Annotated in this window: 21 protein-coding genes; 7 read left to right on the top strand and 14 right to left on the bottom strand. The window is 52.1% G+C overall.

What is annotated here, in order from left to right:
- Nucleotides 1-345 precede the first annotated feature (345 nt).
- Together brnQ and CUZ56_RS12575 are read left to right on the top strand one after the other, a co-directional pair.
- Nucleotides 346-1668: a branched-chain amino acid transport system II carrier protein gene (gene brnQ / locus CUZ56_RS12580; RefSeq protein WP_126980759.1), complete on the top strand. Its 1323-nt coding sequence runs from the start codon at nt 346-348 to the stop codon at nt 1666-1668.
- Between the two features lie 237 nt (nt 1669-1905).
- Nucleotides 1906-2964, top strand: coding sequence for a DUF1176 domain-containing protein (locus CUZ56_RS12575; protein ID WP_126980758.1), 1059 nt, complete (start codon nt 1906-1908; stop codon nt 2962-2964).
- A 146-nt stretch (nt 2965-3110) separates the two neighbouring features.
- On the opposite strand, the gene CUZ56_RS12570 is transcribed toward CUZ56_RS12575, so the two are convergent.
- Nucleotides 3111-4331, bottom strand: a complete 1221-nt coding sequence (locus tag CUZ56_RS12570; RefSeq protein ID WP_126980757.1) for a DUF3142 domain-containing protein — start codon at nt 4329-4331, stop codon at nt 3111-3113.
- A 47-nt stretch (nt 4332-4378) separates the two neighbouring features.
- Entirely contained in the window at nt 4379-6733 is a 2355-nt protein-coding gene (locus CUZ56_RS12565; RefSeq protein WP_148113758.1) for a hypothetical protein, read from the bottom strand.
- 630 nt (nt 6734-7363) lie between these two features.
- On the opposite strand from CUZ56_RS12565, the gene CUZ56_RS12560 reads away from it, so the two are divergent.
- Nucleotides 7364-8368, top strand: coding sequence for a reverse transcriptase family protein (locus tag CUZ56_RS12560; protein WP_126980755.1), 1005 nt, complete (start codon nt 7364-7366; stop codon nt 8366-8368).
- A gap of 57 nt (nt 8369-8425) precedes the next feature.
- On the opposite strand, the gene CUZ56_RS12555 is transcribed toward CUZ56_RS12560, so the two are convergent.
- Nucleotides 8426-9571 (bottom strand): alanine racemase, encoded by a 1146-nt coding sequence (locus CUZ56_RS12555; protein WP_126980754.1) that lies wholly within the window; start codon nt 9569-9571, stop codon nt 8426-8428.
- A gap of 105 nt (nt 9572-9676) precedes the next feature.
- Between CUZ56_RS12555 and CUZ56_RS12550 the strand changes: the two genes are divergently transcribed.
- The 3 genes from CUZ56_RS12550 to CUZ56_RS12540 all read left to right on the top strand — a co-directional run bounded on the left by CUZ56_RS12550 (nt 9677) and on the right by CUZ56_RS12540 (nt 11869).
- Nucleotides 9677-10603, top strand: a complete 927-nt coding sequence (locus CUZ56_RS12550) for a LysR family transcriptional regulator (RefSeq protein WP_338056671.1) — start codon at nt 9677-9679, stop codon at nt 10601-10603.
- 168 nt (nt 10604-10771) lie between these two features.
- Nucleotides 10772-11152: a RidA family protein gene (locus CUZ56_RS12545; protein WP_126980753.1), complete on the top strand. Its 381-nt coding sequence runs from the start codon at nt 10772-10774 to the stop codon at nt 11150-11152.
- Nucleotides 11153-11185: 33 nt separating this feature from the next.
- Nucleotides 11186-11869: an HAD-IA family hydrolase gene (locus CUZ56_RS12540; RefSeq protein WP_204250899.1), complete on the top strand. Its 684-nt coding sequence runs from the start codon at nt 11186-11188 to the stop codon at nt 11867-11869.
- A 79-nt stretch (nt 11870-11948) separates the two neighbouring features.
- Here the strand turns inward: CUZ56_RS12540 and qseC are convergent, their stop codons facing one another.
- The 3 genes from qseC to CUZ56_RS12525 all read right to left on the bottom strand — a co-directional run bounded on the left by qseC (nt 11949) and on the right by CUZ56_RS12525 (nt 14491).
- Entirely contained in the window at nt 11949-13322 is a 1374-nt protein-coding gene (qseC, locus tag CUZ56_RS12535) for a quorum sensing histidine kinase QseC (RefSeq protein WP_126980752.1), read from the bottom strand.
- On the bottom strand, nt 13322-13984 hold the full coding sequence (locus CUZ56_RS12530) for a response regulator (RefSeq protein WP_126980751.1): 663 nt from the start codon (nt 13982-13984) through the stop codon (nt 13322-13324). Before CUZ56_RS12530 ends, qseC begins: the two co-directional genes overlap by 1 nt.
- A gap of 72 nt (nt 13985-14056) precedes the next feature.
- Complete coding sequence (locus CUZ56_RS12525; RefSeq protein WP_126980750.1) at nt 14057-14491, bottom strand: YgiW/YdeI family stress tolerance OB fold protein; 435 nt, start codon at nt 14489-14491, stop codon at nt 14057-14059.
- A 285-nt stretch (nt 14492-14776) separates the two neighbouring features.
- Here CUZ56_RS12525 and CUZ56_RS12520 point away from each other — a divergent pair, with 285 nt between their 5' ends.
- Nucleotides 14777-15562: a hypothetical protein gene (locus CUZ56_RS12520; RefSeq protein ID WP_126980749.1), complete on the top strand. Its 786-nt coding sequence runs from the start codon at nt 14777-14779 to the stop codon at nt 15560-15562.
- 128 nt (nt 15563-15690) lie between these two features.
- Here CUZ56_RS12520 and CUZ56_RS12515 read toward each other — a convergent pair whose 3' ends face one another.
- The 8 genes from CUZ56_RS12515 to CUZ56_RS16375 form a co-directional block, all read right to left on the bottom strand.
- On the bottom strand, nt 15691-16764 hold the full coding sequence (locus tag CUZ56_RS12515; protein ID WP_126980748.1) for a hypothetical protein: 1074 nt from the start codon (nt 16762-16764) through the stop codon (nt 15691-15693).
- 273 nt (nt 16765-17037) lie between these two features.
- Nucleotides 17038-17613 carry a DNA-3-methyladenine glycosylase I gene (locus CUZ56_RS12510; protein WP_126980747.1) on the bottom strand — a complete coding sequence of 192 codons (576 nt, stop codon included), beginning with the start codon at nt 17611-17613 and terminating at the stop codon, nt 17038-17040.
- A gap of 205 nt (nt 17614-17818) precedes the next feature.
- Nucleotides 17819-19513: a DKNYY domain-containing protein gene (locus CUZ56_RS12505; protein ID WP_162615350.1), complete on the bottom strand. Its 1695-nt coding sequence runs from the start codon at nt 19511-19513 to the stop codon at nt 17819-17821.
- A gap of 426 nt (nt 19514-19939) precedes the next feature.
- The gene (locus tag CUZ56_RS12500) at nt 19940-22813 is read right to left on the bottom strand and encodes an autotransporter family protein (RefSeq protein ID WP_162615349.1); all 2874 of its coding nucleotides are present in this window, start codon (nt 22811-22813) and stop codon (nt 19940-19942) included.
- Nucleotides 22814-23010: 197 nt separating this feature from the next.
- Nucleotides 23011-23838: a DUF1281 domain-containing protein gene (locus tag CUZ56_RS12495; RefSeq protein ID WP_126980744.1), complete on the bottom strand. Its 828-nt coding sequence runs from the start codon at nt 23836-23838 to the stop codon at nt 23011-23013.
- 16 nt (nt 23839-23854) lie between these two features.
- Nucleotides 23855-24328: a hypothetical protein gene (locus tag CUZ56_RS12490; RefSeq protein WP_126980743.1), complete on the bottom strand. Its 474-nt coding sequence runs from the start codon at nt 24326-24328 to the stop codon at nt 23855-23857.
- 62 nt (nt 24329-24390) lie between these two features.
- Nucleotides 24391-24624 (bottom strand): hypothetical protein, encoded by a 234-nt coding sequence (locus CUZ56_RS12485; protein WP_126980742.1) that lies wholly within the window; start codon nt 24622-24624, stop codon nt 24391-24393.
- A gap of 141 nt (nt 24625-24765) precedes the next feature.
- Nucleotides 24766-24912, bottom strand: coding sequence for an autotransporter outer membrane beta-barrel domain-containing protein (locus CUZ56_RS16375; RefSeq protein ID WP_369126762.1), 147 nt, complete (start codon nt 24910-24912; stop codon nt 24766-24768).
- Between the last annotated feature and the right edge of the window lie 15 nt (nt 24913-24927).

Genomic DNA, 24927 nt, shown 5'->3' with positions numbered 1-24927 from the left:
AATACCACCTTTATCTTATTGACAGCACCGGGATCGCGCATTTCCCTGGTGCGGCCAATTTTTGTCAGGCCGCCATTGTCTCTATTCGCCCAGGCACGCCAAAAACCGGCACAGGCCACCTGCCGCACTACACGAAAAAATTCAGTTACTGCTGGCAGCCCTGATGGTACCTCAGTAGTTTCAGCATCTTTAGCAGCCGCCGGGCCCCTTATTGGGCAACATCCGTTATCCTTCCAGACTGAACATTTTGCGTATCCGCACTATCAGGTACACTTCAGCCCGCTTTTTAGGGCGTGCTTCCTGCGGCCCATCGCAAGAATGTGCAGTTACGTTTTACAGTCTGTCATGAATAAAAAAACCATTGCCATCGGATTTATGCTGTTTGCCCTGTTTTTCGGGGCTGGTAACCTGATTTTCCCACCCAGCCTGGGCTGGAGAAGCGGAGATACTTTTCACTGGATGATTCTGGGCTTTATCATGACGGGCGTCGGCCTGCCGCTGATCGGGGTGGTGGCCGGCCTGTTTTCTGAGCACGGCTTTAACAGCGAAGCCAGGCGTGTGCATCCGGTTTTTGCCGTTTTGTTCATGGTCACCATCTATCTGACCATCGGGCCTTTTTTCGCCATTCCGCGAACAGCGGCCACGGCATTTGAAATGGGAGCGGCCAGCTTTTTAGACCCCGCTTTAATGGACTGGCGCATTGGCGGCTTCAAGCCGCCCTTGCTGATATTCAGCTCGCTTTATTTTCTGCTTGTGTTTGCGCTGAGCGTTAAACCCAACCGCATTGTCGATGTGGTGGGAAAAGTGTTAACCCCCCTGCTGCTCTTATCCATCATTGCGCTGGTCGTCAAAGCATTTTTTGTACTGGATGAGCCGGTTACCAACATTGCCAGCGACTTCAACGCCAATGCACCGTTCATGAACGGCTTTCTGGATGGCTACGAAACCATGGATACCATCGCGGCGGTGGCATTCAGCATCATCGTACTGAAAGCCGTGCGTGCCACCGGCTTAAACACACACAAGGAAGTATTCAGCAACGCGTTCAAAGCCGCGCTGATTGCAGGTGGCTTTCTGGCGCTGATTTACCTGGCTCTGGGCTGGATTGGCAACCATTACCCCATCAGCGGGCAGGAACAGGCAGCGCTGGCTGCCAGCAAGCAGCACTATGGCACCTATATTCTGACCCAGGTGGCCGCCGCAACCTATGGCAGTGGCGGAAAACTGCTGCTGGCCATTGTGGTGACTCTGGCCTGCCTGACCACAGCCATCGGGCTGATCGTATCGGTCAGCAGTTACTTTTATGAGCTGTGGCCAAAACACTCCTATAAGACCTATGCCATCATTTTCACGCTGATCAGTTTTGTGCTGGCCAACCAGGGGCTCAGCCAGGTGATCCAGGGCTCCATCCCCGTGCTGCGGGTGATCTACCCGATTACCATCGTGATGATTGCCCTGATTTTTATTGACCGGCTGTTCAAAGGCATTCCTGACCTGTGCTTCCAGCTTGCCATTGGTGTGACCGTGCTGGTCAGTCTGTTGTCGCAGGTCTATCCGGCATCGATCAACTGGCTGCCGTTTGCAGGCGTTTCGATGCAGTGGGTGCTGCCCGCAATCGCAGGGCTTGTCATTGGCACACTGGGTATGTTCAGGAAAAAGAACGCCTAACAATACCGCATACGGGTTGCATTATTTTCCCAATTCCCGCAGTACCGCTGCTGTATGTATATAGCCGTCTGCACAACCGCCTTATGAAACCGTAGGGCCGGTTCAGTCGTATTTCCGATCAAATTCAGTGTTTTTCCCTTTACGACCCAGTGCTGGCTAGAATGCGGCATTACGGCACCACAGTATGCATACTGGCCTTTTACATTCAAATGGACTGACAAGCGACAAATCTGCAACATGAATCAACCATTGCTCACAACCATCAAACACATCGGCCTGATTTTTACTGCGGCCATTTTCAATATATTTGCAGCAGCCGTGCATGCGCAGCCAATACAGGGCATTGCTTTTTCGCATCATGACTGGGAGCTGGCGTGCGACAACACCGGCACCTGCCGTGCTGCCGGTTATGAGGCTTTTGGTGAAGAGGGCGATCTGGGCATCTCAGTTTTGCTGACCCGTGCAGCCGGTGCCAACCAGGCGGTCAGTGGTGAGTTATATGTGCGCGACTTTGATGATGAAAACATACTGCCCCTGACAATTCAATTCCAAATTGGCAACAAAAGCCACGGCACCATTGATTACCAGAGCGCCCCGACTGCCCTCAGTGCAGCACAGGTGCAGGCGTTGCTCAATGCAGCCAGAACCGATCAGCCCATAGTGTTTTCAGATGGCAATGAACAGGGCATACTCTCCGGTCAGGGCATGAGCGCTGTTTTCTTGAAAATGGATGAATTCCAGAATCGGGTTGGCACCACAGGTGCCATGATCCGGCCAGGCAGCAAACCGGAAACTGGCGTACTTCAGCCCCGGCCCGTGCCTGAACTGCTCATCCCGCCCACACGTGATGAAGATGAAACATTAAAGCAATACTACCTGAACCAGCAGGAAAAACTCATTGCCTTAACCCAGGACACTTATGCAGAAGAATGTTTTCTCCGGGAAGACCAGGCGCAGACCTTGGATATTTACCCCCTGAATGACCAGCACGCTTTGTTATCACGTTCCTGCTGGTCTGCCGCCTACAATACCGGCGATGCTTTCTGGCTGATTGACCGCGATTTGAATTCTGCCCAACTCATTACCAGCATGGCAACAGGCTATGAAAACGGGCAAATCTTTGTAGGCCAAAAAGGGCGTGGCATCGGCGACTGTTGGTATGTGGAAACCCACTCGTGGAACGGCAAGCAGTTGGTTGCCACGCAAATGGCCTCCACCGGCATGTGCAAAGGCCAGCCGGGTGGTTTTTGGCTACTGCCAACGGTTGTGTATGACGTGAAACACGCAAACCCGTAAAAACCGCACCCATATTATTGTGGAATGCTGCACGCACCTGTCAGGCAGCATTCTAAAAATCAGGAAACAGCCGCTTCTTCCACGAAGTGATCACCCTTTGGTATATTTCTTTCACACGTGAATTGCTGCACGGCAGGCTGCATGCGCTATTTTTCAACACCCAGTTGTAAACCGCTTACCCCTGAGCAGCGGGCCCAGCCTATTTCCCGCGTTTGTTGCGCACGCAGCATACCGGGGTGTTGCCGCACCAGCGGCATGGCACCGGTTTCAGATGCCAGGCTGTAGCCGGTCAAACCATCTGCATAAAGGCACTCTGCTGGCAGTAACACTTTCAATGGCAGCGGTGCATCCACCTCACCTTTGTTTTCAAGCATCACCCGGTACAGCCCCGGTTGCTCCTGCGAAGGCAAAAGGAAAGCATGAACGTCTGTCTGCAAAGCGTCACCTCGGACCACGGCCAGCCAGGTGTTCAGGCTCCAGGCCCGCCTGTCCTGCGCCGTCGGCAGCCGGAACCAGACAATGCCTTTGAGATGCGGCACCGCCTTGCTTTGCAGGGTGGCGATAAATTCGGCCATCTGCTGCGGCTCCACCAGCAGTTCGCGGGCATGTTGTGACAGCACGTGTGAAGGCGCTTCACTGGTGACGGCAACAACGTTGTCTTTTTCATCCCAAGTGACGCGCGAGCCGTAGTTCGGCAACGCCACCATAAACGGGTGTGGTGTTTGCAGCGAATAAGCCTGCACCCACTTCAATGCATCATCGGCATTAAACAGGCCCTGTTGCAGGCTGGACACGGCATGCACCTGCAAAACGGAGGTATCAACCGCAGACAGCAGTTCCACAAGATCGGCAGCGTTCAACCAGTCAGGCAATGCGGTGATGGACAGTGTGGCATCAGGCGGCAGTTTGGACCTGAGCAGGCGCAGGAATTGCGTATATTCGCCCAGGCGCTGCGTGCCACAGTCATAGTCAATTTCCAGCCCCACCACCAAAGGGCTTGCGCTGCGCCATGTTTGCCACACATCAGCAATCTGCCCGGCCCACAGGGTTGCATCTGCCATGCCAAGGTGCCCGTCAATACGCACCACGGCCACCACGCTTTTACCGCTGGCCGTTAAAGCGGCCCAGTCAGGCGCTACCTGATAAAGGCCACGTTCGGAATGGGCCTGGGCGGCCAAAACACGCCATTGCCCAATTGCCGGGGTGGCCTGGTGCACGGCATTCACCACAGCGGTATTCCACAGGCGCTGCCAGATATAGGCCTCGTGCACCATCTGCACAGGTTCCTGCCTGCACGCTGTGCCCAGCAAGGCCAGCAACAGCATGGCAAAGCCCAATACGCCATGCCTCCATCTTGTTTTATGCATGCGGCCACCCGGCTGAAAAAATTACGGAATACATTGTTAAAACCAGATCAACCGCTGTTGCCCGCTTTGGGTTCTGCGCGCTTTCTCCTGTAACGGATGCCGGCCCACACAGGCAATAACAAACAGGCAAGCAAACACGCCCCTGCCACGCCCCATACCCAAGGCGCACCAAACCGGCGGACCTGCGCCTGATAGGTCAGTTGCCAGTAATCACGGCGGGCTTTGTCAAAGTCTGGCTCAGGGCAATAGTCGGGGTTAAATCCCCAGTCCACCATCGCCCCCTCACGCACATAGCGTGCATACAGGCGTTTTTTGCTCTCGTCATCTCCCCAGCCGGTTGCATGGCACAGCATGGCGGCAAAGGCCTGCGAGCGGGCCGGCACCTTGCCTGCCGCCTGTTCCACCAGACCAATGGCCACATAGCGGTAATACCAGCGCTTTTCAGGCTGCGAAACGGTTGCGTTGTAGCGGGCAAGCTCGTCCGCCCCCTCCCAGTCAGAAGCGGCAAAAGTCTGACGCATATACGAAATGGGGGGCCCCTTGTGTACCCCTGCCCAATTGTCATTACCCAGATGCCCCTGGTAGCCGATGAGCTCTTTGCCATACAGCCGCAAAAGCATGGCCGCGTTGAACAGATGCTGCGCCTTTGTGATATCCGTCTGCCAGAAACGCCCGCTGTCACTCAACGCCTGAGCATAGCCCTGCGCCTGCGCGGGCAGGTTTACATGCTCGCCAGACATGTTGGCATATAACGCCGGAAAATAGGAAGCGGCCTCGTCATAACGGGCATCGCGCATCAGCCTTCTGGCCAGCAGCCAGCGCAGGCAGTCATTGCCGCTGGCAGGCCGATAGGCACATGCGCCGCTCGTTAGTTCGACACCGGCTGTTGCAGGCACATGCGTATCTACAAACAGTTTGAGTTCATCGGTGGTCAGGATACGCTCGGCCAGATAAGTGGCATCCCCATAGTAAAAAAACTTTCTGTCACTGTCCCGATTGAAATACCACGCATCCGGATTGTCTGCCTCCAATTCAGCATTTCTTTGGTATGCTGTCCATAAAAGCTGCATGGCCTGCATATAGTCACTGCGTGCCAGCGCCAGCACACCGGACTCGGCATACACAAGCGCTTCATTGCCGGGGGCAATGCTGGGGGTAGGTAAATCGTTTTGCGCAAATGACTGCAACGCCAGTGCATAGGCATCTGCTGCGGCATTCAGGTCGCCTTTTTGCAAGGCCAGCTTGGCGCCCACCCAGGCAGCCAGCGGCGAATCGGATATCTGCACAAACCTAGCCGCCAGATCGTAGCGGCCGGTGCGGTAAGCCAAAGCCGCCAACCGGTCCGCATCTTCATGAGGCCCGGTATCGGGCAAGGCAGCCATCGCATCTGCCAGCGTGCTCAGATACCCGTCCCGAAATGCATCGGCCTCCTGCGGATAGGAGCCATCCCTGCGGTCGATTGTGCGCCGCATGCCGTCAGTCACCAGCACACGCCTTGCCACAGGGTCGTTTAACAGATGTGCAAACAACTGCGGATGGTGATACACAAACCCTGAAACGAATATCAATGACGTGTAGCCACCGCCATCTCCATCACTGCTGCCCTGATCATGCGCCAGTACCTGCCTGGCATACAAAGAGAAGGCCTGCCGGAAATCCTCTGCCTGCAATGAGTCAGAGCACCCGGTTGTTGGAGGTGTTTCAAAAGAGCTACTGTATATTTCAGGCCAGCTGCAATACCAGATGTGTGCCCTGGCCTCTTCCCCCAGGCTGGTTACCGCCAGCCCTTCTGCATCATTGGCGCCTGAGCGCACCAGTTCGCGCGTGAGCTGAAAATACTGCTGCGCTTTTGTACTTTGTGCCTGCTGGTAAGTCTGTAATGAAGCACCTATCGGCTGTGCCTGCGGCATGGTGATTTGCCGCAGATACATGCGGCCCAGCATGAAAGCCGCCCAGGCTGCGCGCAGTTGCGCCTCTTGCGGATTCAACGCCAGCACAGCTTCAAACCTTTTGCGCGCCCGCTCCCAGGCCAGGTAACCTGCATTCCCCGATGTATAAAGGTGATAATCCACTGCCGCGGCTGTATACAGCCGAACATCCTCGGGCAACCCAGCGCCTAGCTGATACGCCTGGTCGCCATCAGCCGCCTGGCGCATCTGTAAAATCTGCTGCTTTTGCTCAGCGCTGACATCCGGGCGCTGCACGACTTCGCTTCTCAGTGGCAGGTCTTCCGCTGTCAGTTGTCCAATCTGTTTTAATTCATAAGACAGGCTGTTGTAAGGCGCTGCGCGCAGTGTCCAGTCCCTGTTGCTAAGCGTCTGGGGCGGCCAGCCCCCGCCGCCGCAAGCCCAGACAATACCAATCATGCCCATCAGCACAGATGCCCACAACAGCACGGCCACCAAACGATGCTTCAGATATATACCCAAAAGAAATCCCGCCCCTACACTCTAAATGGTTCAACAACGCGTTTCTGACGATTCACCGGCTCTGCCCCATACGCGATACCGGTATGTGTACCGGCATTGGCATGGCCCGGTACACAGCACATCAACCGCCTGGCGCAGGGTAATTTGACCCTATGGCCCGGCTTTGTTGCATTCTACAATGTCACGGTAATTAAACGCCTGTTTTTGCACCCATCTGCCTGAGTATGCCGGATGTGATGTTACCGCATCGTTCCCGCCCTGCTTTGCGTGCCCGCGTTTTTTACGAATCCATGCAGGAGTGCATTAACACACCCTCGGCGTACCGGCGGTTTGATTGTTCAGGTGCTCTTGCATATAATCTGCCGCAGAGGCAATAGCTTATCCGGATGAGTCAACCTCATCTGGGCCGGCAGCGAGTCGTTGCCGGTAAATGGTTACCTGGAAAACTCAGACCATCATATGCTCCAATGTACCGCTGCACATTGCATGTGCGCATAGCCTTCGGCTTTTCGGTACACCTCCACATATGATGGAATCACTTTAGCGTATTGCCTCTGCCCTTTTTCTCCAGGGTTTTTCACGGTCCGTGTGATAGGAGCCAAAGTGCCAGACAACGATTTATGGAAGTACTGCACCGCTGAGCACTGCAAGGAACTGTTGCTGTCTTTCAGGCTGTTTGGCAACACAGCATGGACGGGTGAAAAACAGATTGCCTGCCTGTATGCGCTCAGCAGGCACATCGGCAAGCACTATGCCCGTGCCGTCATTCCCAAGCGTGATGGCTCTGCGCGCCACCTGCTGGTACCTGACCCTTTGCTCAAGCAGGTACAGAAAAACATCCTGCACCATGTTCTGGCGGAAATGCCTGTCTCCCCACATGCCACAGCCTACCATCCCAAAGCCAATGTCTTTGCCAATGCAACGCCCCACCTCAGGCAACCGCAGGTGCTCAGGCTGGATATTGAGGATTTTTTCGGTACCATCACGTTCCCGATGGTTTATAGCCAGGCCTTTCCTTATGTCTACTTTCCGCCCTCGGTCAGAACACTGCTCACACACCTGTGCTGTTATCGCGACTATCTGCCACAGGGCGCACCGACCTCTGCGGACATATCCAACCTGGTGCTGAAACCGTTTGACGACCATATGGGGCGCTGGTGCAGCGAACGCGGTATTACCTACACCCGCTATTGTGACGACATGGTGTTTTCCGGCGACCTGGATGCCCGCGCGGTTAAAAACAAGGTGCAGAATTTTTTGCAGGCCATGGGGTTTAGCCTTAACCTGAAGAAAACCAGGCTCTCCACCCGGCACCAGCAACAGGTGGTGACCGGCCTGGTTGTCAATGAAAAAGTGCAGGCGCCAGTCCAGTACCGCAAAGCGTTAAGAAAAGAGATTTACTTCTGCCAGAAATACGGCGTGCAGTCCCATTTAACCCAAACCGCAGATCAAACCTACCTCCCGCACGGACACAATGGTGTAATGCGGTACCTTGCCAGCCTGTTGGGAAAGGTGAATTTCGTATTACAGGCCAACCCGCAAGACGCCTATTTTCAGCAGGCCAAATCCGCCATTCAGCACATGCGGGCGCAATTAAAACTCGCCTGACCTGATCCTGCACTGCCCGCCTCTTTGCCGCACAGTGTATCAGCACAATGCCGGCCTTTATGCCCACCCGTTGATTCTGGGCCAGTAAGCAGCTCCTTCATCTTCGCCATGCAGCAGGTGGTAGCCGCCATACTGTGCCGCCGTGGAGCAGGCATGGTTGGGCAGAATGCGCAGTGGTGTGCCCACCGGCAGCAGGTTTACAGGGCCGCCGCTTCTGGAACTGATAATGCCGTGCTCCTGGTTGGCGGCAACCACAATCAAATCATCTATCGGTTCACCCTGCATGTTGCACACCACGCCATAACCCTGGTCGACTTTCTGGCTGGCAGTGCCACGGTCACGCGACAAGGCCATCCAGCCCGCATCGGTAATGATCCAGCCTTTTTCTTTCTGATGCCCGATCACCGTGGTAGCAACAGAAAGCGCAATGTCATTCAACCCGCACACACCAAGGCCAGCCATGACCAGGTCAAAAAACGCAAACACCCCGGCCCTGACTTCGGTCACCCCCTTCAGGTCTTTACTGAACAATGCGGTGGGGGTGGAGCCCACGCTCACCATGCGCACGTGCGCGCCCAGGGCCCTGAGCATGTCGGCGCTGGCAACCACGGCATCGCGCTCCTGGTCGGCGTAGCGCTCAATTTCTGCCATTGAGCGGCTGTTGTACGAATTGCCCGCGTGCGTCATCACGCCAACAATGTCCACCGGGCTGCCTTTCAGCAGTTTCACAATCTCTTCAATTTCCGGCGCGCACGGCGGCAGGCCTGAGCGGTGGCCATCACTGTCAATTTCAAGCAGCACTTTAAGCGGCAGCCGGTGCAGCAAGGCAAAGTCCAGCAAAAGCCGGGCGGTCTGCGTATTATCCAAAATCAGCTTGAGATCGGCCCCGGCCAGCAGCAACTCTCTGACATGCCCGAACTTGTTGGGGACAATTGCCACGCCGTACAAAATATCCGTAAACCCGTGCTGAAAGAAAAAGTCTGCTTCATGCAGCGTTGAAACCGTAATGGGCTTTGCCGCTGTATCAAAAAAACGGCTTGCCACCGGGATTGATTTATTCGTTTTGACATGGGGCCGCAACGTCACCTTCAACGGCGCCAGGTGTGCTTTCATGCGCCGGATATTGGCATCGAGCTTACGCACGTCCAGCAAAAGATAAGGCGTCTCGGGGCCGGCCGGTATTTGAGTTGCTTGCGTGGGCATTATGACCTCCATCATGTTGTGCCCAGTATAAACAGAGTATCTTTAAGTATAAATTAATACTTTTTAACTCTATGGTTTAGTTTTTCTAAACTTAAATCAGGTTGCATGATGATTGATACACTGGATCTTCAATTTCTGCTTGCCATCAAAACACACGGCACACTGATCGGCGCAGCGCGGTTACTTAACGTCACCCCTTCTGCGGTCACGCAAAGGCTCAAGCAACTGGAAGCACGGCTGGGCATTCACCTGGTTGACCGCACCGCCCGGCGGCTGCACTTTACACAAGAGGGGGAACTGCTGTGCCACAAAGGCGCGCATTTGCTGCAACAGCACAAGGCACTTTGGGAAGAGGTGATGCAACAGCACGGCAAGCTGGTAGGCAGCTTAAAAATCAATGCCCCTTTTGGCTTTGGCAGGAAATACCTGACGACCATTGTTGCGCAGTTTCACCACCTGTACCCGGATGTTGAAGTGCTGCTGAAACTCTCAGAGCAGCCCTTGCTGGAAGAGCAGGACCGGTTTGACCTTGTTTTGCACATCGGGGAGCTTTCCAGCTCCAACCTCATTGCACATACCATTGCACCGAACCAGCGCTTTATCTGTGCGGCGCCAGCACTGCTGGAGCGCTGCAGCACACCGTCAACACCGCAGGACTTGTTGAACCTGCCCTGCATTGCCCTGCTGGAAAACAACGAAGACAACACGTTGTGGAGTTTTGAGCAGAAAAACAAAAAACAGACCATCCGCATCGCGCCCACACTGACCAGCAACGACGGCGACGTGGTGCGCACATGGGCACAAGCAGGGCTGGGCATTGTCATGCGCTCGCAGTGGGATGTTGAGCAGGCCATTTCACAAGGCCTTCTGGTGCGCCTGCTGCCCAGATGGAAGCTGCCCGATGCGCCGGTCATTGCGCTGACTCACCAGCGCAAAGGCATCCCGGAACGGGTGCGCGCTTTCATGGTTATGCTAAAGCAGCAGTTTGCACCTGTGCCGCCCTGGCAAAGCCATGCCAAAAAGCGCGGCTGAATGCATGGCCACTCTGCACAGCCACATTTCAAACGGTATATGTGCATGGCCGATTTCATTTCAATTTTGCTTAATAAAACAGTTACCAATACTTAATTTACTCTTAACCATCCGCTGGCTATACTGGCTGGGACGTGTTAACACACCCTCGTAACACCAAAGGTTCATATGAAAACAATCAACAGCCCCCAGGTCACATTGCCCGCAGGCCACTACAGCCATGCCACAGTGGCAGGCAATCTTGTGTTTGTATCAGGGCAACTGCCTTTTCCGCTGGATTCCAAAGTACTGCCCGAAGGCATTGAGGCCCAGACCCTGCAGGCGCTGAAAAATGTGGAATCGGTATTAATCAGCGCCGGGTCATCGCTTCCAAACCTGCTGAACGTGCAGATTTTTATTTCCGACATCGCGCTGTGGCCCGTGGTCAATCAGGTCTACAGCGAATTTTTGAAAGATGCCAAACCTGCCCGAACCATTGTGCCCTGCAACACGCTGCATTACGGCGCCCTGATTGAAATCAACGCTGTCGCACAGGTGGCTGAGGTTTAACCCAAGCCATCATTTCATTTGGAGGAAAGAGTCATGAGCCAGCCCCAAGCCAACCCATTGTCACCAAGCCATCCACCTGCCAGCACCACCCGCATCATTTTGTTTGACCTGCTCACCGCACTGCTTGACTCGTGGCAGGTCTGGAACGAAACCGCCGGCTCAGAAGCACTGGGAAAAAAGTGGCGCATGACTTACCTGAAACTCACCTACGGCTGCGGCGCGTACCGCCCGTACGAAACGCTGGTGCGAGAAGCCGCGCTGGAAGCCGGCCTGGATGGCCGCCTGGCGCAGCAACTTGACGACAACTGGAAAAACCTTCGCCCCTGGCCTGAAGCAGCCGCTGTGCTGCATGCATTAAAACAGCAGTACCGGCTGGGCGTGGTTACCAACTGTTCCGACCGCCTGGGGCACATGGCCGCAGAGCTTGTCGGGGTGCCTTTTGATGTGGTGGTTACATCAGACCAGGCCGGATTTTATAAACCCGACCCGCGCCCTTACCAACTGGCGCTGGAACTTGCCGGCACCAAAGCGGATAAAGCGGTTTTTGTCGCGGGTTCTGCTTACGACCTGTTTGGCACCGCGAAAGTCGGTATTCCAACATTCTGGCATAACCGCATTGGTCTACAGGCGCCCGAAGGCGCGCCCGCACCCATTGCAGAAATGCCCACATTGGCAGAGCTGCCTGCTGCCATTACACAATGGCAGCAACTGCGTTAATAGCGCACTGACACCACACTGATGGCACGCTGATAACGCACTGATTGCGCAGCATCGGCGGCCTGTCAACCTCAGACGCTCAGGCGGGGGGAAACGCCACCGTGACCGTAAACCGCCCCTGGCTGGCGCTGATATCCATGTTCAACCCATGCAGTTGTGCAATACGCTGTGCAATGGAAAGCCCGAGCCCGCTGCCGGATTCGGCCTGCCCCGGAGGCCTGAAAAAGCGCTCGCCCAGCCGTGCCACCGTGGCCGCATCCATCCCGGTGCTGGTATTGCTCACTGTCAGCCCCGTGGTGTTCAGGCAGACGGCAATCTCTCCTGCCTCGGGCGTGTATTTGACTGCATTGCCAATGATGTTGCGCAGTAAAATTTCCAGCAGTTCAGGTTGCCCCAGCACGGTGCGTTCCTGAGATTCATCGCAGACAGACAGTGTGATGCCTTTGGCCTCTGCCTGTGCTTCAAAATCTGCTACTGCCGTTTGCACAAGCTGGTCCCATCTCAACAGCGCCTGGCCCAGATGTTGTTGGGAATCGGCCTGTTTTTTTCCGGCATCCAAGGACTCAAGCCGGAACAGCGTCAGCAACTGCTCCACCAGACGGCTGGCGCGGCCAATGCCTTTTTGCATCTGTGCGAGCGCATGGTCGCGGGTTTCAGGCTGTTTGGCATTGCGCGCAACCTGCGCCTGCACACTCAGCCCTGCCAGGGGGGTGCGCAGTTCGTGCGCTGCGTCAGAAATGAATACCCGCTCGCGCCGGAGCATGGCGTCAATGCGCACAAACAGGTTGTTGAGCGCATTCACCAGTGGCCGCACTTCAGATTGAACGTCCATCTCAATGGGGGAAGTGTCTTCGGGCGGGCGCTTTTCCAGATTGCCTGCCACACCGCGCAACGGTGCCAGTTCGCGCGTCAGCATCCAGACCAGCCCAAACAGCAGCACCGGCAGCAGCAGCGCCCAGGGCAGCATCTGGCCGGCGAGCATGGCAAAGGCCATATCGTCGCGGTATTCAAGCTCCTGCCCGACAGCAACAACCACCTGCCCATCCAGCGAGGTCAGCCAGACAATGCGCCACGGGTCGCCATCCACATGCATGTTGATAAACCCGCTGGCATGCGGCATGAACGGAAAGTGTTTGCCCTCTTCCCCGTCGTTGAGCAACAGCGTGCCATCGGCACGGAACACGGCAAACGCCAGGGCGTCATCCTCCTGATCGCCTTCATCGCCATGGTCAGACAGCATGTCGTCTGTATCAGGAAGATGGCCTGCCACGGACACATATTCTGCGGAAGCCAGTTGCTTGGCAAACAGCATCTGCTGCGTGTCAAAGAACGTATCAATATGCCGCTTGCTTTGCCACCAGGAAAATACCGCCGCCACCGACCATGCCACAAACAGCAGCACGGCAAAAAAAAGGCTGAGCCTTAAACGCAGGCTCCAGGTGCGCTTTGCCATTATTCAGGTGCTCCCAGGGTATAGCCAAGGCCATAAACAGTCTGGATAAAGCCCTCACCCAGTTTACGGCGGATGTGATGGATATGCACGCCAACCGCGTTGCTGGCAATCTCATCGCCCCATGGGTAAAGCTTTTCTTCAATCTGCTCCTTGGACAGCACCTTGTCTTTGCGCAGCAAAAACAGCTCCACCAGCATCATCTCTTTCGGGCTGAGTGCAACCTCTTTGCCCTGCTTGCATATTAGGCGCCGCTCGGGGTCGAAGGTGATATCTCCATGCACCAGAACCGCCGCCGCCGTCCCGTTGCTGCGGCGGATCAGCGCACGCAACCTTGCATTGAGTTCTTCAAGCGCAAAAGGCTTGCCCAGGTAATCATCAGCCCCCAGGTTCAGCCCGTCCACCCGGTTTTCCAGGCTGCTGCGCGCGGTTAATACCAGCACCGGAAACGTTTGCCCGCCGGCGCGCCACGCCTGCAAAATGTCCAGCCCGTCCACAGAAGGCAGGCTCAAATCCAGCACAACCGCATCGTAGTCGGCGCTCTTGCCCGCCTGCAGGCCGATGCGGCCATCGGTAAACCAGTCCACCGCATAATCAAGATCTGTCAGCCCGGCCTTGATACCGTCGCCAATAATCGGATCGTCTTCAATCAGAAGAATACGCATGCGGCCCCCTGGTTAACCGCCTCTGCCGGTTTTCGCAAACAAAATACCCCGGCACAAGCCTGTGTTGCGCTGTTACGGTTTGACCACCGAAGAAACATCGATAGACACGTGATTCCATTCCCTGTCCACTTCACCGGAGATAACCACCACATCCTGCGGCGTAATCTGCTGCCCGCGCCAGACACGGTGATCAATCTCCACCTCAATGCTGCCGGTTGCGTCAACAAACATGTAGGTTTCATCGCCCAGGCTGCGGGTAATGCTGCCTTGCAGGGAAACCCGGGCGTCGTCCCGCATGGCCAAAGCCTGCTGCACGGTCACCAGGTCAGGCCCGGGCCCGCTGAACCCGCCCACGTTATTGACACGGTTCACCTCATTGGCCATGACATCAGCCGCAGGCACCAGCATCGCCAGCGACGCCACCAGCGCCATGATAAAACCATATTTTCTCACGCCGGGTTGAACACGCTTGCCCGATTGACTTGGAACCACAGAATTTTTCAACATATTTTACCTCTCTATCAGTAGATAACGGCACACGTCCAACAGACATGTCCGGCTTAGCTTGGCATTTCTTCCCACAGAGGAAAAATGCGTCCATGTATGAAAGGATATCGGTCAAATATTAAAAACTGGTTAAGAACAATAAAAAAACAGGCCGGCAGCCCTGCCGACATACATATCATCAAAATAGGGATGGCAACTGCATCTTGCGAATGATGGCAGAATACAGCACAGTAAGACCATGCATCCCTGTGGTCAGATTGTTCCATTTTGAAGTTTGAGTTCGATATGCGTTTTTCTTTGAGCCAGCCCGGCATCTGGGCCTGCGCACTTTTCTTTGTTTTATTGACCGGGTCGGCCCATGCCAGAGCAGAAACGCCGCAGACCTGTGTGGCAACAGCACAAACACCGCTGGCTAAAATGGAATGTTTCAGAGGACTGCCTTACCGGGCTGACGGCGCACTGGACGAGCATGGTCGCTGGACAACCTGGGCCGATCAAAGCCTGGAGTTTGCATCTGCCGGACTCAACTGCAGCGGCCTGACGACCGCCATCAGCCGCGCCATCTGGGACCAGGCCTTGCCACTCAATGAAGCCAAACGCGACCGGCTGGGTGACTCCGGCCCGACAGCCCCCATGGGAGAAGACTGGGATTTTGGCCTTGACCTGATTTTGAACCTGACGGACGGACTGCCCCGGCAGCTGATCCCCAACCCGTATGCAAACCAAAACGTGGATAGCCATTTATGGAATGCGCTTGATTTAAGAGGCGTTGACGTTGACAGCAGCGACTTCGCTGCCATACTGGCACAGTTGCAAACTGACCGCATTTATTATTTCGCCATCTCCAAACCAGACGGCAGATTCAAAGGCGGCATTTCGTTTTACCATGTCGGCCTGATTTTGAAAGACGACCAGAATATCTGGATGTACCACGCCACCGAGAAAGGCGGCGTTTACCGCGTTAATCTGGCAGGAGAAAGCGGACTCGCCTGGTTCAGGCGCTACTACGGCGCTTCACCCAGGGGCCCCAGGCATATACAACTGGTGGAAGTGCCACTGACCGCTGGCTGATCGCTGATGGCTGATGGCTGATGACTGCGCGGCAGTTAAACAACCGGACATTCTGAAAGCACTCTGCCGGCATTCCCTCTCTGCCTCTCTGGGGTTACCTTTGAGGTTACGTCTGGCAGGCACACCAGTCAATGGCTGGTTTCAGGGAGTGCATCCAAATAGGCATTCGCTATTTTTGTGAGCCATGGCCTTTCGCCATTGTCATCGATGAGAAATTCCAGGAAAAACTGGGATACCTCTGCGGATGGATGCTGGCTGAGCTGTGTAAACAGATCTTGCCAGGATTCTTTATATAACCCGCTCTGATAGATCTGCATGGCAAATGGAGCCGCCATCTGGGATTGGGTTATAAAAAGGGCATTCGTGATGTAGCCTACTGTAGAAGCGTAGACCGTTTCCCTGTCCGCCAGAATATCATGCAGGCGTTTTTCCGATAAGTCTCCTGCAAACTCCAATGCGGCAAGTACCGTTGCATCGTGATAGTGGGCTGATGTGGCCAGTATGTCATCACTCCACGGATAGGAGTCAAATGCGGCATTCTGAAAGTTCAGGACGGTCTGCGTTTCCTCGTCTGTCATCCGCTTGTGATCATTGTGTTGCGCAAACCGTTTAAAGCTGGTGATGCATTCTTTTTCTGTTAAGGTGAAGTGGGAAAACTGAAAATACTTGGGTTTGTCATGCGGGTAGACGATGCTTTGCGGACCTGAAATGACAAGGGTATTGACCGGCTTTGCCTGAAGGGCGGCTGCGGTGGCCTTATGGTGCCCGTCAAGCAATGTACACAGGTAGCTGCCACAGTGGTAATAAGCAACCGCACGGCAACTGTCCTGCTGCTGGTAGTGCTGCACCCTGTGCATATTGAACCGCCCAGGCACCTGGCTTGGCAGCAGATAGTGCGGTTTAGGCGAGCTGTATCTGTCAGCATCCCAGGCTGGGGCTGTAGCCGGATTTACCGATGGTGTGTTATTGATCGCCCAGAAAAAACGACCGTTTCCATCCGTAGGGAAAAGTGCCTCATCTGAGAGCTGGTAGTACCCTGTTTGCAAAAGCCCCAACAGGGGTTTTAAGTGATTAAATGAGGTTTCAATATCGGTATAGGGCGCGTTTAATTTTTCACCCAGTTGGCCAAGCAGTAACTTGCTTTGTTCTGTGCTGTCCAGCCCATACCCTGCGCAAACCAGTTGTTCACAAGTAGGGCACATGTGCTCATCGCCATGAAATTTAATCAGCGGAACCGCACCCCAAAAAAGGCAGCATAAACCATGATTTTGGTAGGATCCGCATTTTTCATAGAGCAGGCCCTTACCATTTTTTACATAAAAAACGATTGCTTTTGTGCTTTGCTTAAGCAGAAGTATTTCTGTATCACTTTTTTTAAACAGCGATCGTAACTTCATCAAACCAGCCACCTGCAAAAGATTGAACGATGAAGGGCACTGAGAAAGTTATTTCCTCTTAAATGAACACCAGTGGTTTTATTTTCTGCAAAAGCAACCCACCAGATGGTCATTCACAAACCCTGCGGCCTGCAAATAAGCATAACAGATTGTTGAGCCAAAGAATTTAAAGCCCCGCTTTTTCATGTCGCTGCTCATGGCGTCTGACTCAGGCGTGGATGCCTGTGCGTCTTTGAGCGATTTGAGCTGATTGATGATCGGCTTTTGCCCCGGCAGGAAAGACAGGGTGTAATTGTAAAAACTGCCAAATTCTTTCTGGACGGCTATAAAAAGCCTGGCATTGGTGATAGCGGCTTTGAGTTTGAGCCGGTTCCTGACAATGCCCTCGTCCTGCATGAGCCGTTCCACATCCTGCTCGGTCATTTGCGCCACTTTGTGCACGTCAAAATCATAGTAGGCTTTCCGATAGCCTTCTCGTTTGCGCAAAATGGTAATCCAGCTCAAACCGGCCTGGGCGCTTTCCAGCATGAAGAATTCAAAAAGTGCCTTGTCATCTGTGACAAGCCGGCCCCATTCTTCATCGTGGTATTGAATGTACAGGCTGTCCGTCCCGCACCAGCCGCATCGCCCATTGATTAAATCTTCCGCTGCCATCAGGTAACTCACTGTCAATAAAAAATTGCTGAAAATGAATTATACAGTGGCCTTGCAAGCCACTGACCGATACAAACCGGGCGAATGGCGTTGGCGTGATCCATGTTATAAAAAAACAGGTTAGATGCATATGCATACATCTAACCTGTTCTTTAATCTGGTGAGCCTATATTACTCACAAATTCGTTACATTTTGATTCATGCCTTAGTCTAAAAACGGCTGACGTTCAATATGTAGTCTCTCCAAAGAACGCAGCCTGATCTTTTCAAGCTCATCTTCCGTTACGGCATATTGTAAAGAGTAATCATGTGCGTTATACCACTCATTATTTCTATCTAAACGATAGGAGCCATTTGAAAACACCTGCTTCTGCCCATTTGGCTGATAGTACTGTTTATCATCAAAACATACTCCATTCTCGCTATAGGCAGTTAAAGGCCCGCTATATAAACGCCCTCCTTCAACACAATGCAACTTGGTAGTATTAACTTGTGTTTGATTCACCCTACCATCGTCAGAGACAAAATAGAGCGTATTTCCTTTCAGTAAACACAAGTGGCTTTTTTCCAAGCATACCAATTTTGCATCGGAAGGCGCTAATGTTATGAGTTCTGTAGAGCCTTTGCTGGCAGCCCGAAGATAAAACATATTGTTATCTTTAAAAATAACTGCACTCAATAAGGTCGCATAAGTATCAAAGGTTTTTACGTCTATTCCCAGCTCTTCTCCCATGTTCTGGATTTTCCATGTAGAAAATATATCCTCGTCGCGATATATCGACTGCCCATCTTTATAATAAGTATCAATGACCCGTTCATCTAAAAAAAGCTTTTCTTGATTTGTCTTTTGAGGGGTTAAGCTCAAGATATGCAAAACCATGGAACGCCCCTCCCTATTATTGGTCTTGTAACTCCAGTAATAATACATCTGATGCTGGTCAACCGCCCACTGCATTGCTATCCATCGTTTGTCCGGGAACCGCTCTTTTGGTATTAATTGGAATGTTGCAGCGTCAATTGCTGACTGGTGCTCTAGCCTGCCGTCAGCGTGTAATATATAGACCCCATTGCGATCTTTTAGCAAACTACCTGCATAAGTACCACCCCCACAGGTAACATAATCGGGACCAGAGAATATGTCCAGTACTTCAAAAGAGTCAGCATCCAATGGCAGTTGATCGCCTCTGTAAAAGACCCGCTTATTTGAAACAATAAAAACAGACGGCCAGCCATGACCACCTGGGACCGTTAATTGTTCAAATGCATCAGGAGATGCACCTTCCAGTATTTTTCCACGAAAATAGATATGCTGTGCATCCAGATAATACCCATGGTGTAAAGCAAATGCCGTTTTCGGATCTCCTGCTACTTTTTGTCCATAAAAGTAAATATGATACTGGTCTCGAACATAAGACAACGAATTAGGGTTGCGTTGATACATAGGCATCCAGCCTAAGCTCCCACCATCAGCGCCTTCTAACAATCGCCCTCGATAGTAAACTAATTCATTGTCCTTCAAATAGCCGTCATAGTCTGAAAACTGTTCCATTCCTTCTGTAATATATACATCCAGTAAATTCTCTTCTAGCAATACAGCCTGTTCGGAATTAACGCCTTCCAATACACGCCCCCTGTAATATACATGGTTTGTATCTGAAGCATAGTGCGTAAAATTCCACCTCTTTTCAAACTCTGTGAGATTATTGGAATACATCCTATTACTGATGAATGTTGCAACATCAGCCCCCTCAACAAGCACTGGCTCACTTTGATAGTCTTGCTGATAATAAACTTGCCCATCTTTAACTTCATAACGAACACTAGGGCCTGCAACACTGCAAGCCCAAACAGGTGCTGCATATCCAATAAGGCAACAAATCAATATCAGTATTTTTTTCATGTGTCCTCCCTTTGGTTGCAAAGACATTCAATAATTAATCTTTAGCTTTCTGTTTTTTTGTTTTGCTTGAAACGAACATATTAACGCAATTGAACTTTCATTTTCCCAACCTCCCATCAATCCACTCAACTGCTAGAAGCAGAACTGTTGAATCTGGATTATGTGTATGAGCCATACCATACACATGGCTAACAAGATGGTTTAAGCCCTGAACACAAACGCAGGCAACGGAATAAGTAGAGCTTGATAAGCTAGAAAGCAAAAGCGATGACAGCTAAATAACCATCACCGCTTCTGCGCACATAGATAATACACTTGAATGCGCCTTACTTGAATCTGTCGGCACATCCTCCATACCAAAGACTAATCATGAGCGACTAACCTCCGGGGCTCAACACTTTATTAACTTTTGAGAAGTATTGAACATCAGAAGTTATATTTCACACCAACCATGCCTCCATAGCTGCTATAACCGTTATTCCCCCAGCGCCCATTGACATGGCCCCATACCTGCCAGCCGTCGGCAATCTCTCCTTGCAGGCCGACCTTCAGTTCATAGGTGTTCTGGGGTGTATCATCACTGAGAGCCACGCCGTTGAACGATAGTGAGTTCTGCTGGTCGCTGTACCACCAGTTAGCCTCAACAAACGGTTGGATGGCGTTTTCGTTCAATTTGTCGCGACTGTAAAAACGGGCACCCACGCGGGCAATCATACTGTCTTCATCCCCATTGCTCACCCAAGTGCCGTTGATCTCCCGGTGATCATCTGCGCTGTAGCTGTTGAAGGCGATTTGTACCTGTGGTTCAATCATCCATTGCCGGGTTTGTCCATCTATGGCGATAAAGGCATAACCACCTTCCGCAGAAACAGTCCAGCCGCTGCTGTCATAGCTTTCTTTGGCGAGTCCGCTGCCTTTGACTTCATTGTTAAACCAGTTATATTGTCCCCACAGATCAATATAGGGGCCTGTTGGTTTATTTTCATTGCCATACCATGTGAAGTAGGCGCCAACGCTATAGCCATCCACCTTACCACTGGCTGTCCCACTAAATCCGCTGTTTGTATAGAGCTGTCTGGTATCTGCGTTGATATCACTGCGTCCATATGCTCCCATCAAACCAAAATGCATGCGGTCATTACCGTTACTGCTCCACCGGGCCAGGTCGCCGCCCAGATGCACCACGTAAGTGTCTGTATCCAAATCAATCTGCCCATTTGCAGCCCTGCTGTCAGTCTGGTTGCCCGATATGCGCACCCAGACTGCCGGCGCCTGTTCTCCCTCCCGGTACTTATCGGTAAACTGGGGTTCCCCTAAGCGGTCATGCAAGGTATGAACAAACATGGTGCTGGCCGCAGCCATGTTGCGCAAATAGACACCGGTTTCTGAGCGGACCTGCCCGGTCGAGCGCAAATACCAATTCCCATTGTCTGAATTGGCCCCGACACCGCCCTGATAAAGCGAATATTCATAGACCCCGGCAACAACCCGGTTGCCCAGTCTAAATGAGCCGTCCGACTGGCCTGCAACACTGACCAGCTCAATACCATCTGCTGCGGTGAGTGCACCAGCACCATTTGCGTTGACAACTTGCAGTATGGTCTGGCCTGCCGTATTGCCTTCAACCACCAGTCGATCTGTTGGCGAAGCGTCTGCGCCCAGTTCTGTATTTAAAACAACGGTGCCGTTGTTGCCGGTATATTGATTATGCACGGTCAATGTATTGAAATTTCTGCCGACAGGGCTGGCATAACGGATCACGCCGGCATGATTTAACGACGCCACATCTGAACTGGCAGTCATATTCCACATACTGCCACCGTCCAGATCAAAAGCGGTGCCATTTGTGGCTTTGCCGCTCCAGGCCGCACTGCGCAAATTCAGGTTGGCAATACTTGTCGCATCTGCCTGAATGTCTCCGCCCATCGTCAGGTTACTGGCGGTCAGGTCAACCGTGCCCGCCTGATTGCTAGCGTCTGCACGGGCATCAATCAATATACCGTTATTTTGTACCGTGCTGCCATCAAGCACCACGGTAATCTGCCCACCTTCAGCATATAAGCTATTGCCTTGCGTACTGGTTAGCTGCCCATTACTTTGATTAAGCTGGATTTGCCCGCCGCTCTCAGCCACCACAGCATGTGCATTGCTGCCTGTTGTCACAACGCTGGTATTGTCGGCCACAATAGAAGAGCCTGCTGTGCTGCTGTACAGCGCATATGAATCCTGACCTGATGTTGTGACCAGGGTGCCATTGCCGATCTGGACAATACCTCCCGTACGGGCACTGACCCCCATGGTTCCATCGGCAGCAACCTGAACCGAACCGCCGACCATTGTGACTTGTGAACCGGCATCGCGTGACTCAATACCATCACTGCCTGTACCGCTCGTAATAATATCTGTATTGATAACAGTTGCCGAACCACCATTGTAGGCACGCACGCCAACCGCTCCGGCACCGGCATCACCAACAACGTCAGACCCGCCTGAAGTGGTAATCGACGAGTCTCTGATGGTGCCAAAAGCACCGGTAGATACTGCAATGCCTTCCCCACTATCTGTGCTTGTATTAATCGCAATACCTGTCAGATCAAACTCCGCACCCTGTTCTACAGCCAGTGCGGCACCGGCTGTCGTATTCAGTTTTGTCGTGACTGAACCCCCATTCATAATCAGTTTGCTGCCTGCACCTGATAGCTGAACCGTATTTGAACTGCCTGTATTGATGAGTGCCACATTGGTCAAATCCACAGATGAACCACTGACAATATAAGCAGCCGCAGTGGTGCCAATGGTTTCAATGGTCATGTCTTTTGCTGTCACGTTGGCTGCGTTTGCAGCATACAGGCCATAGTAATAGCTTGTAATACTGCCACCGCCGTTCATTTCAGCCTTGCCCTGAGAAACATAAACACCATAAGAACTTGACGAGGTACTATTGATGTGTAAAGCACCATTCGAAATGAAAAGAGAGGTGGTTCCGGAAACTTCAACCCCTCTGCTGGAAGTACCTGTCTGGGTAATGGTTGTATCATGGTCAAGCGTAACTTGCCCGCCAGTACCCACATAAACGCCACGTACACTGCTTCCGCCAGTCACGATATTAACCGTTCCGGTACTGGTTACCACACCGTTATTGAGCGTATAGATACCATAGCCGGCAGTACCTGTGGTCGTGCCCGTATCATACGTCCCCGATGCAGTCTCAGAAGTGCCGTTGGCGACCACTTGTGCCGCCTGCGCCTGCTCTGCGACAGTGGTTAATGCAATTGCAATGGCAGAAGTTAGAATCCCCAAATTTTTATATTGTCTTGATTGAGAATATGGTTGATTTGCCCTTAATTTCATTTGTAAAGTTACTCCTTTGTACCTTGCATTTTTAGAAATTCATAATGCGTGGCATTTATGCATGGAACGATAACGGTTTCGATGTGCAACGTAAAGCCTGAATTCTGTTGTCTTCTTGAAATAGATAATAGAAATATGTGAAATTTTTAACATTTCCTTATTTTTTGAATCCCTCCCGAAAAAGTATGCAAGACGTCACAACTGTACATTTCTGATAAAGAGGAAATAACCCGCTCTCCAGGCGGGCTCCATAAAGTATCAAAGTCAATTTCCATCTCTGCTTTAGTCTGCTGACTGATCTTTACATTCAGGCCATGAGGCCATCTGGTTTCATAGAGGTCATGGTATAAGTGAAAAGTCGACTGATAATCGAACAGGTTTCCAGATGTTCCATTTATTTCCGCAAACAACTGCGTGGGAATGAGGAAGCGCATATCAAATCCAAACGATATGGGCATTTCATCAAGCATCTGCCAGCATTGCTGTGCGGTTATCTCTTTTTCTGTGAACGGAAGGTCAAACCAGTCACCGCTTTTTTGAGAAAAAAGCGTACTGGCAATGTTTTGCTCGGTATGACTCAGCGTCTGCCAGCTGCGAAAATCCAATCCGCTTTCTTCATAGAGAAGGCATATCTCTTTGGATATGCTGGTATTTAAATCCGGCTCTGTTTTCAGCAGAATCAGCCAATCTGTAAACGCTTTGTTTTGGGGTGTATTGGCACCGATTCCTGCCTGCACCAATTGAGGATATATCTGGAATCCGACAGGTTTTATGGTTTTGAGCAGCCCCGCGCATCCTGCAACAAACAGCTTTCTACTTTTCTGAATCGCTTCTTGGTGAATTGGACGCAAATTGGCACTAAAGAGCTTTTTCATTTCAGTGACATGCTCTTGAGCACCATTGATAACAAGCCGATTTGAAAACCAATCCTGCATTTTATTTTCTCCAAAACGAGCTTTTCGAATAAAACCCATCACAAAAGTTCTGTTGCTACTCGGCCCTTCGGAGTCTGGCCTGTTTCTTTTTTCGCATTGAATCTCTGGGAAAGCGCCTGACCAACTCCATCACGTCCTCGAAAATCTTGATGTTGTGCACATTCACATCGGTACGCATATCAAGACCATTCTTCATTGCAAGTTTGTTGGCAGTCCTAAAAGACTCTTCAAACATTGACTTCGGTATGCCCGTAATAATGTGCGCCCCATTGCCGTAGATTTCTTCCAATACTCTTTTTATCTCAAGAAGCAGTGCTTCAAGCTTGTTGTTATCAATATACTTTGCCAAACTGAATACCGATGAAAGAGCAGACTGGTAGTGCATTAATGCCTGGCTGAAATCCTTACGGCCCAATTCATTTCTTGCCTGGCTTAAATCCCAAAGGATAGAAAGCTCTCTGCCCTGTACCAGTGACAAATCAGTAACCTGTTCTTTAATTGCTCTTTTCTCATCTGCACTTTCAGTCATATTCAGCTCTTTCTTTTAGCACATTGCCATGTTGATGCTATGGTTCCCAAGGTGAGATCAAACTATTCATCTGTCAAAAATCGTACGGTCTTTTTGCGCACACCTCGCGGCTTATGCTCCTGGCAATAACATGTATCGCACCAAATCACTTTTCTTACTGCTGTATGCACTGTGGCTCCTGTGCTGATGACTTTCCCGTCTCTATCGATAACCAGCGCCTTAAGGCCTGGGCCCTGTACATCTACGATAAAACCATTTCGATCAAGATACTTCTGCAGCTCTTTGGCAAGCTTCATTTTGTCTCCTCCCAAACGCGCATCCATCTATTTAAAAGATAGACGTGTGCTGTCCGTTTGTTGCCTGATCTCAAAACTTCTATTTTCTTTGTAAGGGTAGTGAGATATTTCCCACTTCCTTTGCACAGAACTGCAACCTCCTTACCACTGCCATCCCAGGCCGAGCTGGATCTCATAGCGCTTGAAGCTCTCACTGCCATGCTGCAACCCGATGTGCCCCCAGGTGCTCAGGCGCTCGGTAAGCTCTCCCTGCACCCCGATCTTGACTTCCCCGACGTTCCTGCCGATGTCACTGCTCAGTGC

Source organism: Saezia sanguinis, assembly GCF_003991585.1.
GTDB classification, from domain to species: domain Bacteria; phylum Pseudomonadota; class Gammaproteobacteria; order Burkholderiales; family Burkholderiaceae_C; genus Saezia; species Saezia sanguinis.
Note: the sequence above shows the minus strand (reverse complement) of the source record. Positions and strands in the feature narration are given on the sequence as shown.